Origin of the sequence: Sedimentibacter acidaminivorans (genome assembly GCF_017873955.1) — a bacterium.
Lineage (GTDB): Bacteria > Bacillota > Clostridia > Tissierellales > Sedimentibacteraceae > Sedimentibacter > Sedimentibacter acidaminivorans.
Genome location: NZ_JAGGKS010000002.1, coordinates 331869 through 344520 on the forward strand (window position 1 = coordinate 331869; position 12652 = coordinate 344520).

The following is a 12652-nucleotide window of genomic DNA, read 5'->3' on the forward strand; positions in this document are numbered from 1 at the left end:
CTCTATTATTAATACTGCGATGCGTCTAACACATCGCAGTATTTCATATTAATTAACATATAATTATATTTTTCTACCTTTTAGAAAAACGCAACCAACATCACTAATGATACTAACGTAATTATGGTTGGTATTACTACACTTGTCGCAAGTACATGTTTATATGCTTGCTTGTGAGTAAGACCAAGCACTGCAAATGTCAAGAATATTCCAGGTGAATGAGGTAAGGTATCTAATGCACCGGCAGCTATGCTTACCAAACGATGTAATAAATCCAGATTCACACCTGAGGCTAAAAAGCTATCAGTAAATGCACTAAACATTATTCTTAATCCCCCTGATGATGACCCTGTTATGGCAGACACTACCCCTGTAGCAACAACCCCTTGTGTATATGGATTCATTTGTAAGCTTAATACCCAGTTCACTATCGAAGTAAAAGCTTGAGAGTTTGATACAACAGCTCCAAAAGCAACAACTCCTGCAAATCCTCCAATTGCACCGATACCACCTTCTAATCCGGAGGATAATATCTTTTTAATATTTTTTCCTTTGAATTTATCAAAGTTAAGAACACATACAACCGCAGTACCTGCTAACATAGCTCCCGTAGCAAGCATCGTGGAATTAAGTCCAAATCTGCTTCCCAATACGATAATAAAAAGCAGTACTATTATCGGTAAAAATGCTTTAATGGATGATGGCAGCATGTTGCGATCCTGAATTTCATTTTTTGCAACATCAAAACCTTCAGGATTTACCCAGCATTCGTTATTAGACCTTGCTTTCTTTTCACTGTAGCTAAAATAAAACAATGTCATTACAATAAATACTATTGAAGCGATAATTCCAAAAATAGGAGCAGCAGTTAACGTCGTACCTAAGAACTGAGTAGGGATTACGTTAGTAAGTGCCGGCGTACCAGGAAGAGAAGTCATTGTAATCGTCGCCGAACCGGCTGTTGTTGCGGCTACTATTAAATGTCGTGGCAAATTTGCTTCTTTGAAAAGTGTGTATGCAATTGGTGCCAAAGTATATATAACAACAAACAAACTTATACCGCCATATGTCAGCACTACAGTAATCGCATAGCAAACAAGTAACACTCTTTTCCTTCCAAACCAATCAATAAACTGATACGCAATAGATGTTGCACTTCCGGATTCATTCATAAAACTAGCGAACAAGCTTGAACAACATAATAACAAGAAATATCCGGCATACGCCCCTACGTAACCATTCATATAGAATTCTGAATATCCCTGCCATATCCCAATTCCATTTGTTAGTATTACTACAAGAGAAGCCAGAAGTGTAGATGCAAGGGCGCCCAATCCTTTGTATGCGCCACCAGCAAGTACTATTACAGCTAAAAAAAGACCAATAATTGCAAATGTATTCATGTTATTTCTCCTTTTAATATTTTTTATAAAATTACCTTTATTATTTTGCATTAAATCTATTTATATAATATTTTTAATACTTTAATGAAGATTTAAGATTCTGAATACTTAATTAATGTCCTATATTTTCTATGATCTATACATTGCACCATTAACACTAAGTGTAACACCACTTATAAATCCAGCCTCTTCTGACACAAGGTATGCTGTAGCTGCTGCTATATCTTCAGGTGATCCTGGTCTGCCAACCGGAATGCTTGCAACAATTTCCATTCTAATATTTTCTGGAATTTCCTGTGTCATAGCCGTTTCAATAAAGCCTGGTGCTATCGCATTAACAGTAATTCCTTTTTTGCCTAATTCCATAGCTAATGTTTTAGTTAACCCAATTATTCCCGCTTTCGCTGCTGAATAATTGGACTGGCCATAGTTTCCTGAAAGGCCAACAACTGAACTTAAGTTTAGGATTCTTCCATATCTGTTTAATTCCATATATTTGCTTAATTCCTGTGTCACAATAAATACAGACTTCAAATCAGAATCAAGAACTTCATCCCATTGTTCATCGGTCATCTTTTTAAAAGATGAATCTTTGGTTATTCCTGCATTGTTGACTAATATGTCAATACTGCCATATTTTTCGATAACTTTCTCCCCTAGAGCTTTAACTTCTTCTCTGTTTGTTACATCGCACTTAAGACCAAAGGCTTCTCCTCCTTCATTTTTTATCTCAGCAACAGCTTCATTTATTTTACCAATATTTCTACTTGTTACTACAACTTTTACTCCTTCTTTTGCAAGCCTTTTCGCTATTGAAAGTCCGATACCTTTAGTTGAACCTGTTACAACTGCAACTCTGTTATTAAATATCATGTCATATGCCTCCTTGATTTTTTTACTAATAATCCTTAAAGTATTAAGTATTTCAACCTTATTTTTTAGTATCCTTTTCCATTTCAAAGATACCCGCTGCACCCATTCCTCCGCCAATACACATAGTGATTAATGCGTATCTGCCGTTTGTGCGTTTCAATTCAGATAGTGCTTTGCAAGTAAGAACTGCTCCAGTTGCACCAAGTGGATGACCAAGAGCCATAGCGCCTCCATTTGGATTAACTTTCTCTAAAGGCATCTTTAATTCACGGATGCAAACTAATGCTTGTGCTGCAAATGCTTCATTAATTTCAATTACATCCATATCATCAATATTTAAACCCACGCGTTTCATAACTTTAGGAACAGCAACAATAGGGCCTAAACCCATCACATCAGCAGCAACACCACCCACAGCAAATGATACAAATTTTGCAATAGGAGTATAGCCAAGTTCTTCCGCCTTTTCACGCGACATCAATATAACAAAACCAGTGCCATCAGTCATTTGGGATGATGTAGCAGCAGTTACTACCCCATCCTCCTTAAATGGTGTTTTTAGTGTAGCTAAGTCCTCTATATTTGTATTTGGTCGGATGCCTTCATCTTTAGACACAACAACTGGTCCGTTATCAGTATCTACTGTTATGGGAATAATCTCATCAGCCAGCTTTCCGGCCACTTGAGCCGCTGCTGCTTTCTTATGACTTTCTACAGCCATGACTTCCATATCATGACGAGCAATACCGTAGCGTTCAGCAACATTTTCAGCAGTTAAGCCCATAGAAATGTAAGTGCCGGGAACCTGTTCAGCTAACAATGTATCCTGATATTCCTCAGGATGTAACATATTCATACCAGTCATCATCTCAATCCCGCCAGCTATTATTACATCCATCTGATTTGCCATAATAGCATTTGCAGCTGTAGCGATAGTTTGAAGACCAGATGAACAAAATCTATTGACTGTCTGACCCGGTACAAAATCAGGCAAACCTGCACGCTGAGCAATCAAACGTCCTATATTGTAACCTGTACATTTTTCTGGCGTGGCACATCCTACAATGACGTCATCAACAACATCCAGATCAAAACCAGGCAGCTTTGCAATGACACCTTTCAGTGTCTGTGCACCATATTCTATGGGATGAGTATTTGCGAAAGAACCTTTAAATGCTCTAGCTAGCGGAGAGCGTCCATATGCCAATACAACTGCATCTCTTTTGTTATTCATAATTACCTCCTAAAATTTTAATATATTAGCAGAATATACAACATAGCATATACCTTGCTTAAATTATAAACGAGCTATATTAGCGAACAAATGGCCTAATACCAAGAATTTCACGCGCTTCTTGGGAAGTCGCCGGCTGCTTGCCAAATTCCTTGACTATCCTTACAGCTCTTTCAACCATTAGTGGGTTTGTTGCTTTCTCTCCACGAGACATATATAAGTTATCCTCAAGACCAACGCGTATATGGCCGCCTAATGCTAAAGCTGCGTACATGATTGGAAGATGTCCGTTTCCAATACCCGAAGCCGACCATACAGTATTTTCCGGCAAATGTCTAACTAAGTATAATAAGTTATCAACTGTAGCATCCATTCCACCTAAAACACCAAGAACTAATTGACACCACATAGGCTTTTTAATATATTCTTTTTCAATGTAATGCTTAGCATTTCCAAGCATACCGTAATCAAATATTTCCACTTCCGGTTTAACATCGTACTGTTTATAAACATTGCATAACTTCTTCAAAAAAACAGGGTTATTATCGAATATAAATGAATCTCCCCAATTAAAGGAACCAATATCAAATGAACCCATTTCAATTTCAGGAGTTTCAATAAAATGAGTCATTCTATCGTCCTCATTTGAAACGAACCCACCAGATGATGTACAATTAATTACTACATCACAATCCTTATGTTCTCTTATCAAGCGAACAGTTTCTTTAAATCTCTCTTTATCCATAGTACCAATACCATTATCGTCTCTCATATGAAGATGTACAATAGCAGCTCCTGCTTGCCAGCTTGCATAAGCGACATCAGCTATTTCCTGAGGTGTATATGGAACAGCTGGATTTTTTTCTTTTGGTGTTAGAGCACCAGTTAAAGCACATGAAATTATTACTTTGTTATTCACATTAAATCCTCCTTAAAATTTCTATTTATTTGTTATATTCACAAATATAAATTACATTATTTTGCTTTATACATATCGTAAGTAAACCAATCATCATTAAAGTATTTCAAATTACTCATAGATAACGGTAATTCCTTTTTCTCGATTTTTTTAACAATTTCGATAACAGTATCATTAAACGGAGTTGGAATTCCATATTTTTTACCTATTTCAGAAACGTAACCGTTAATCATTTTCACTTCAGTAATCTTGCCCTTTTCCAAATCTTGAAGCATACTTGCCTTAGCATTAGGTGCAAATGAATACATATATGTAAACATCTGCTGATTTTCATTAAATTGCTCTTGATCTTTAAGTGATAAAGAATCAGGAGATAAACCCAAAACCAATGGTGGTAATTCATAGCCTGCTGCTTCACAGCATACTTTAACCTCATGTCCTAAATAACTCACGCAAGCTCTTGCTTTGTCATTCTGCATCACTTCACCAAATGTACATCCACAAGCAGCAGACATGCCACTCACGCATGCATTGTTGACCAGCTTGCCCCATCTGGAAGCCATAAGGTTAGTTGACACTGATGCTTTACCCATAAGGTTTAGAATTTCAGCAACTTTCTGAATTCGATCAGTGATTTTTCCATTTATTTCTCCAATTTCAAAAAAATGATCAAGATTGCTCACATCTTGAGTCAATTCAGAAACACCTGGAGCAGAAAAGGTTGCGCTCCATAAAACTGCACCTCCAACTGTACGATTTTCACCAACATACTTTGCAACAAAAGGCTCTGGTACACCGTTCTGAAGTGTACAGACAGTACTGTTTTCATCTAGATGTGGTAACAATTGAGGAAGGATGACTTCATTAGCAGTTTGTTTAGTAAACAAAAATACAATATCGTAAATATCTTCCATTTGATTAGGTGTAATAGCTTTGACAGGAACAGTAAAATCAACCTTGCCAATAATATGAGCACCTTTTTCATTCAATACTTTTACATGCTCTTCGTAGTTATCGATAAAATCTACTGAACATCCATTCTTAGCTAAATATGCACCTAGAACAGTACCCATAGCCCCACAACCTAAAATAGCAATTCGCATAATATTAACCTCCATATACTAATTAAAATACAATTTTTTAATACAAACTATTTAATAGCAACTATTATGCCAATTCATTCTTATTTGTTTTTTCAGGCACCAACACTTAAATTTCTGCCTATCTTAAGCATTGAAAGCACAACAAAATTACATGTAATTCAATTTTTAAATTTGAACTTGATTTTAATAATGATTTCCGCAAGAAAAAATGGCGAAAATGCAAATATTTGCATTTTCGCCATTTTTTCTTGCATTATCGCAAATTTTATGATAACATTACTAAACTAATTAAAAAGTATATTGTAGCAGGAGATTATCTTATGAACTATAGTTACGAATTTTTAATGACAGTACTGGAAAATATAGATATTGGTATTTTTGTATTAGATGCGAAAGGCAATTATTTATACGTAAACAATGAATATTGTGAACTTCTAAATAGAGCACGTGATACTTATGAGGGTATGTCTATTCCAAAATTTAAGGAACAGGGATACTTGACTTCTAGTGTCTGGGATATGGTTATAGAGAAAAAAGCACCTATAACAACTATTGTCACAATTAATGATTTTTTGTTTAATAAGGTATATCATTTTTTTACTACTGCTACCCCAACCTTTAATTCAGATGGTTCAATTAAATATATTTTTTTTACTCAAGAGCCAATTGAAAAGACAAGCAAGCGTATTCAGACCGGAATATTAAATCGACATGTTATTACAGGCTCTATAGTAAATCCAAGGGCTCCACAATTTGACATTATAGCTGAAAGTCCTCAAATGAAGCAAGTATTAGAAATGCTGTACCATGTATCGAAGACCGATGCTTCAATATTAATTTCTGGACCATCCGGTGTCGGTAAAGAAGTTTTGACAAAATATATTCATCATACAAGCCTTCGCAATAAAGGTCCATTTATTGTATTAAATTGTGCTGCAATTCCCGAAAACCTTATGGAATCTGAATTATATGGTTACGAAAAAGGTGCATTCAGCGGAGCATCTTCTTATGGTAAAGAGGGCTTGATTGAAGCTGCAAACGGCGGCACCTTATTTTTAGACGAAATCAACTCCATGCCACTTGGACTTCAAGCGAAGCTTCTACGTGTACTAGAAACCAAACAAGTTACGCGTCTAGGATCTGTTGTACCAAAAGAAATTGACTTTCGTCTAGTGTGCGCTACAAATGAGAATCTACCAGATCTTGTTAGCAAAAAACTTTTTCGTTCCGATTTATTTTACCGTATTAATGTAATATCTGTATATATTCCTCCGCTCTGCGAGCGTAAAGAAGATATAATTCCATTATCTTTGTTTTATATTCAATATTTCTGCAAAAAATACAATTGTGTAAAAGCATTGGATGAAAATGTACTAAATACCATGCTTTCTTATAAATGGCATGGAAATGTACGAGAGTTACGAAATTTTATCGAGCGACTAATTATATCATCTCCCGATACAGAATTGATAATTTCAACAATTCCACAGGAACCTCTACTACAAGACGAAGATAAAACAACCAACAGTACAAATTCGTCAACAAATTTATCATCAGTTATTGATATGGATACTATTTCACATTATGATGAAATATTTTCACTAAGCTCTTACATGGATGAATGTGAAAAAAAATTATTACTTGATCTTCTGGAACAGTACAAATCTCCCTTAAAGGTTGCACAAGTTTTAAAGATTGATTTATCCAATGTTTATCGCAAAATAAAGAAATATAATTTGAAGTCTATAAAAGATCGAGGATGATTTCAAACAAAAAGAACCGTCCCCGAATTGATTCAACTTTCTTTATATTTCTCTTAAAAATTCTGTAAATTTATTAAGTCCGTCCTTTAATGTCTTAGAATCAAATGCATATCCGATTCTTACGCTGCCTTCCATTTCAAAACATGAACCAGGTGTAAACAATACTCCTTTTTCTCTTAATAATTTTACGCACAAATCATATGATGGCATATTCTTATTATAATATACAAGCGCAGTTGTTCCTGCAACAGGCTTAATGTAGTGTACCTCAGGTGTTTCTTGAACCCATTCATCCAAAATTAATCTGTTTTTCTGCAAAATATTTCTGTTTCTTTCAAATATCTTTTCTTTATTGGAAAGTGCCATGGAAGCAAATAAATCATCTAGAACTCCACAGCTGATTGTATCATAATCTCTTCTTTCAAGGCATGCAGTGATTACTTCTTCGCTTCTTGAAGCAATCCATCCCATACGAAGTCCAGCTAAAGAAAAAATTTTAGACATGCTTCCTACAGAAATTCCTTTTTCGTACAAATCAACTATTGACGGCATGTATCTTCCATCCTCAGAGATCCCTCTATAAACTTCATCTGATAATATGTATGCACCTACATTTCTTGCTATTTCAACAATCTCCATCATTTCCTTTTCAGGTATCCATGAACCTGTCGGATTATCAGGATTATTTATGGTAATCATTTTAGTATTTTCATCAACTAATTTTTTTAATAAGTCCAAATCCGGCAAAAATTTATTTTCAGGCGTAAGTTGAAGTATTCTAACCTCTGCACCAATTGATTCAGGTATTGAATAATGCTGCTGGTATGTTGGCATTACAGATATCATGTTATCACTTGGTTCAATCATGGATACAATAACCATATGATTAGCTCCAACTGCTCCATGAGTAGGAATAACCTGCTCAGGTTTAATACTTTTATACAATCCGGATACTCCATTTAAAAATTCTGGAGAACCATAAATATGGCTGTATGTCATCCTCGTATCCTTTAGCGCAGCTAAATATTCCTCTGGTTTATAGCCTGAAAGTTCTATCAATTCACCTAATGTCATAGAATCAATGCAAGTCTCTCCCAAATTATAAATTGCATCATTTTCAAATTCATTCATCCATTGTTCAACTTTAAAAGTTTTTATTTTCATGTCAAAACCACCTTTTTATATTCTTTTATTAATTATAATACAAGAGTAGTTATTTATCCATTAAATATTCACAAAAAAATAATTTACTTTATCCTTTATATTTTATATGCAAAACCCCTGTTTCGCCTGCTGGCAGTATCCAGCGTATAAAACAGGGGTTTTTGTAAATTAATCAAAAATATTTATTTATATAATTTAAAGTATATTAATGTATATACGTGTTTCTTTCTTCTATATAGAATGTATTTTTCTATTTAGATAATCCAATTTTCACCAAATATGCCTTAGCAACATCATATGCATCTTGGCCTTCAACATCTACTAAATAATTTAGTTCTGTCATACTTACATTATCAATTTTGCCTGCTAACTTATTTAATTCTTCTTCTAAGTTTGGAGCTGAATCAGCGAATTCTTCAAATAAAGAATCTCTAACTTGATATGCTGCGAAGTATTGAGGGAAGAAAGATTTATCATCTTCAAGAACTTTTAAGTTTGATTTTTTTACTAAACCATCAGTTGAATATGCTATTGTTGCATCTATATTTCCGCTATCCATTGCTGCATATTTTAAGCCAATATCAATTGATTTACTATCTTTCCACTCAAGTCCATATTGCTTATTAAGTGGTTTAAAACGCATTGAAGCTTCTTCATCAAAAAACTCATGCTCTGCTCCAAAGACTAAATCTGTAGTGTATTGCGCTAAGTCACTAATGCTTTGTATATTGTTTTCATTAGCAAAATCTTCACGAACTGCTAATGCGTAAGTGTTTTCAAAACCAAATGGTTCCATTAATGTAAGTCCTAATTTTTCTATACTCTTTGCTCTCACCCATTCTAATAAATCTTCACCTTCTGGCACATCGCTAACATCATATCCCAATAATGTTGTTAACATTGTTCCATCATAAGATACAAACAAGTCTATTTCACCAGACTCATTTGCTTGAGAAGCTGGAACTGTATTCATAGAATCATGGAATTTCACCTTCAAATCAGTGTTTTCTTCTATTAAAATACCCGCCATCTGCATTAATATTTCAATTTCTGTGAAATATCCACTCAACAATACTATCTCGTCTTTACTTTCTTTTGTAGCATTATTACATGCTGTAACTGATACAGCTAACATAGCTACTATTAAAATCATGCAAATACTCTTCTTCATATTTTTTTTCATAAATCCTCCCTAGTTTCTAGTTTTTAACTTTTTTTCTACATATCCCATACCAAAGTCAAATATAATTGCCATGGCCATAAGGACAAGAGTTGCTTCTATTAATGTTTCCATATCTTGTATCAATATTGCTCTATTGATGATTGACCCAAGACCGCCACCACCTACAATAGCTCCAAATACTGCTGTACCAATTGATGTTACTACTGCTATTCTAATTCCTGTAAATACCATTGGAAATGCTAAAGGCAGTTCAACTTCTATTAATCTCTGAATCTTTGTCATTCCCATTCCTAATGCTGCTTCCTTAATACCTGGTTCGATGTTTTGTAATCCAACATAGGTATTTCTAACTATAGGAAGTAATGAATATAGCATAAGACCTATTATTACAGTTGTACCATTCGGTCCAAAAACAATCATTATTATACCTAGTAAAGCAAGAGCTGGAATAGTTTGTAGAACGTCTACAACCCATAGTATGACTTTTCTTGATGGTTTTGAAATATAGGCTATCACCGCCAACATAAGACCAACAATTGTGGCAAATAAGCAAGCCATACCAACCAAATATAAATGTTCTAATACTTTTTCTAATTTCAAATTATTCACTCCCCTTTAAACCCTTAGGGGTAACTTTATTTTGAATTTTATCAATTATATATCCTAATGTCATTGCAAGTATTGCTGATGGTAGAGCCCCACCAATTATTAATGATTGGTTGTTAGTTTCAATACCACGATATACAAATTCTCCAAGGCCTCCTAGACCAATCATAGCAGTTAAAACTGCCCAACTGACTGTATATATAGTTGACATTCTTAAACCGCTAAAAATTGAATTCATAGCTAGTGGAAGTTCTACTTTAAATAAAATTTGAGTTTTTGTCATTCCGCAACCCTTTGCAGCTTCTATTAAACTTTTATCAACATCAAGAATACCTGTATAGGTATTTTTCAATATTGGAAATATTGCATATATTGTAAGAGCTGTTATAACTGTTATAGGTTTCATACCCAAATAAATAAAAAGAATTCCAATGAACACTAAACCAGGAACAGTTTGAAATATTCCAATTATTGTAATAATAATATTTGAAAACTTTGGTAACCTTGACAAAGCTATTCCTAAAATAAGAGCTATAATAAATCCTAGCCCTACAGAAATAAATACATATTGAAGATGAGTTAATATAGCTTTAACTAACATTTCTCCATAATTTTCAAAGAATTTTGTTATTATTCTCAATCCTCTTCACCCCAAACTACACTTGCTAATGCTTTTGTTATGCTAGTCCGCGTAAGAATTCCTGCTACTGTCTTGTTCCTATTTAAAACAACAAGATAGTCACATTTCAATTCTATAAGTTTATCAATAGCATCTTTTGCATTTGTATTTATCAGAACTGATGGTTGGTCGGTTTTCGTAATCTTAGAAATCATCTCACCTGGTTTCCCATATTCCCTAATGTATTCTATAGTTACAATTCCTTTATATTTACCATTTGCATCAACTACAATAACTGTATCTAATTCTTTTTGTTTCATAAGTTCAATACATTCTAGAGTCTTTTTAGTTTCTGGTACAGTGAATATTTTTTTCTTCATTACATCTTCACATGTTAAATCATTACCACTTCTAGAATATGAAAGTTTACCCATAAACTTGCTTATCATAGGATGAGCTGGTTTATTAAGCATTTCTTCTGGCGAAGCAGCTTGTAATACCTTACCATCAGACATAAAAACTATTTTATCAGCTAATTTTACAGCTTCCTCCATATCATGAGTAACAAAAATTATTGTTTTGTGTAATTTTTGTTGTAATGTTTTTAATTCATCTTGAAGGCTATCCCTTGTAATTGGATCTAAGGCTCCAAATGGTTCGTCCATTAAAATAATAGGAGGCTCAGCAGCTAATGCTCTAAGAACTCCAATACGCTGTTGTTGACCTCCACTTAATTCATTCGGATATTTCTTAGCATTTTCTTCATAAGGTAAATCTACTAATTCTAATAGTTCTTTAACCCTTTTAATTTGTTTTTCTTTGCTCCATTTCAATAACTTAGGTACCACTGATATATTTTCTTCTATAGTCATATTAGGAAACAATCCTATTTGCTGAATTACATAACCAATTTTTCTACGAAGTTCAACAGCATTAACGTCCTTAATATTTTTATCATCAATATAAATATTTCCCTCATTATATTTAATTAATCTATTTATCATTTTTAATGTTGTAGTTTTTCCACAACCAGATGGTCCTATTAATACTACAAACTCACCATCATTTATAGTTAAATTAAGGTTGTCTATAATAATTACATCATCATATTTTTTTGTAATATTTTCATAAATAATCATATATGCATCATCTCCGTTCTGTTTGTTAATCAATTTATTTACCTTTGGTATTATAGCATAATTTTACATTATTGTAAACCCTTTAAATTCCAATGTCGCGCCAAGATCCATATCCATATTATTCCATGCAGCTTCAACCGTTCAAATTTTACGAATTTCCTTAACTCAGAATATGTTATAATTATACATACGCCGCACCTATTTTAGGTTGCATTATATTATTTTTATATCATTTACAATAATTTTTATTATATACATAATATTTAATAATATCAAAAGATTTAGCCCTTATGTGTATCACAGTTTGAAAATAAAAAGTTCACCACAAAAAAAGATAGACTTATCAGTATAGTTATAAAATATCTACATATTCTTATCTTATGATGTTGTGAAAATCTAAGTAACATTACTTAGTTTAATGAAAGGAGATTATTATGACTATAAATTCGGATAACGAAATAATTTTGACAAGTATGGAATCAAGACAAACAGTAGATCAAACTAAGTCCGAATCGCTAACGGATAATGAAGTAAAAGAATTTATTAATCTAGAAAAGAAAAAATATAAAAAGACTGATGAAACGAAGGAAATGATTAACAAATATTAGTAATTATTACATTTTTAAGATATTATTGCTTCAATTAA

12 protein-coding genes are annotated in these 12652 nt (G+C 33.4%); 2 read left to right on the top strand and 10 right to left on the bottom strand.

Annotated elements, in window-relative coordinates:
* Positions 1–80 precede the first annotated feature (80 nt).
* The 5 genes from J2Z76_RS04890 to J2Z76_RS04910 all read right to left on the bottom strand — a co-directional run bounded on the left by J2Z76_RS04890 (position 81) and on the right by J2Z76_RS04910 (position 5532).
* A complete protein-coding gene (locus J2Z76_RS04890) occupies positions 81–1334 on the bottom strand; it encodes a GntP family permease (RefSeq protein WP_245210325.1) in 1254 nt (417 codons plus the stop codon).
* Positions 1335–1532: 198 nt separating this feature from the next.
* Positions 1533–2276: a 3-oxoacyl-[acyl-carrier-protein] reductase gene (gene fabG / locus J2Z76_RS04895; protein WP_209510881.1), complete on the bottom strand. Its 744-nt coding sequence runs from the start codon at positions 2274–2276 to the stop codon at positions 1533–1535.
* A 58-nt stretch (positions 2277–2334) separates the two neighbouring features.
* Positions 2335–3510, bottom strand: coding sequence for a thiolase family protein (locus J2Z76_RS04900; protein WP_209510882.1), 1176 nt, complete (start codon positions 3508–3510; stop codon positions 2335–2337).
* Between the two features lie 79 nt (positions 3511–3589).
* Positions 3590–4429 carry a beta-keto acid cleavage family enzyme gene (locus J2Z76_RS04905; protein WP_209510883.1) on the bottom strand — a complete coding sequence of 280 codons (840 nt, stop codon included), beginning with the start codon at positions 4427–4429 and terminating at the stop codon, positions 3590–3592.
* Between the two features lie 56 nt (positions 4430–4485).
* Positions 4486–5532: a ketopantoate reductase family protein gene (locus tag J2Z76_RS04910; protein ID WP_209510884.1), complete on the bottom strand. Its 1047-nt coding sequence runs from the start codon at positions 5530–5532 to the stop codon at positions 4486–4488.
* Positions 5533–5852: 320 nt separating this feature from the next.
* Between J2Z76_RS04910 and J2Z76_RS04915 the strand changes: the two genes are divergently transcribed.
* Positions 5853–7295, top strand: a complete 1443-nt coding sequence (locus J2Z76_RS04915) for a sigma-54 interaction domain-containing protein (RefSeq protein WP_209510885.1) — start codon at positions 5853–5855, stop codon at positions 7293–7295.
* A gap of 42 nt (positions 7296–7337) precedes the next feature.
* Here J2Z76_RS04915 and J2Z76_RS04920 read toward each other — a convergent pair whose 3' ends face one another.
* From J2Z76_RS04920 to J2Z76_RS04940, 5 genes are all read right to left on the bottom strand, one after another.
* Positions 7338–8459, bottom strand: a complete 1122-nt coding sequence (locus J2Z76_RS04920) for an aminotransferase (RefSeq protein WP_209510886.1) — start codon at positions 8457–8459, stop codon at positions 7338–7340.
* Positions 8460–8709: 250 nt separating this feature from the next.
* Positions 8710–9642, bottom strand: a complete 933-nt coding sequence (locus tag J2Z76_RS04925) for a glycine betaine ABC transporter substrate-binding protein (RefSeq protein WP_209510887.1) — start codon at positions 9640–9642, stop codon at positions 8710–8712.
* Between the two features lie 9 nt (positions 9643–9651).
* Positions 9652–10242, bottom strand: a complete 591-nt coding sequence (locus tag J2Z76_RS04930; RefSeq protein ID WP_209510888.1) for an ABC transporter permease — start codon at positions 10240–10242, stop codon at positions 9652–9654.
* A 1-nt stretch (position 10243) separates the two neighbouring features.
* Positions 10244–10849, bottom strand: a complete 606-nt coding sequence (locus J2Z76_RS04935) for an ABC transporter permease (protein ID WP_209511029.1) — start codon at positions 10847–10849, stop codon at positions 10244–10246.
* A gap of 35 nt (positions 10850–10884) precedes the next feature.
* The gene (locus J2Z76_RS04940; RefSeq protein ID WP_342455012.1) at positions 10885–12039 is read right to left on the bottom strand and encodes a betaine/proline/choline family ABC transporter ATP-binding protein; all 1155 of its coding nucleotides are present in this window, start codon (positions 12037–12039) and stop codon (positions 10885–10887) included.
* A 401-nt stretch (positions 12040–12440) separates the two neighbouring features.
* On the opposite strand from J2Z76_RS04940, the gene J2Z76_RS04945 reads away from it, so the two are divergent.
* Positions 12441–12614 (top strand): hypothetical protein, encoded by a 174-nt coding sequence (locus J2Z76_RS04945; protein ID WP_209510889.1) that lies wholly within the window; start codon positions 12441–12443, stop codon positions 12612–12614.
* Positions 12615–12652 lie beyond the last annotated feature (38 nt).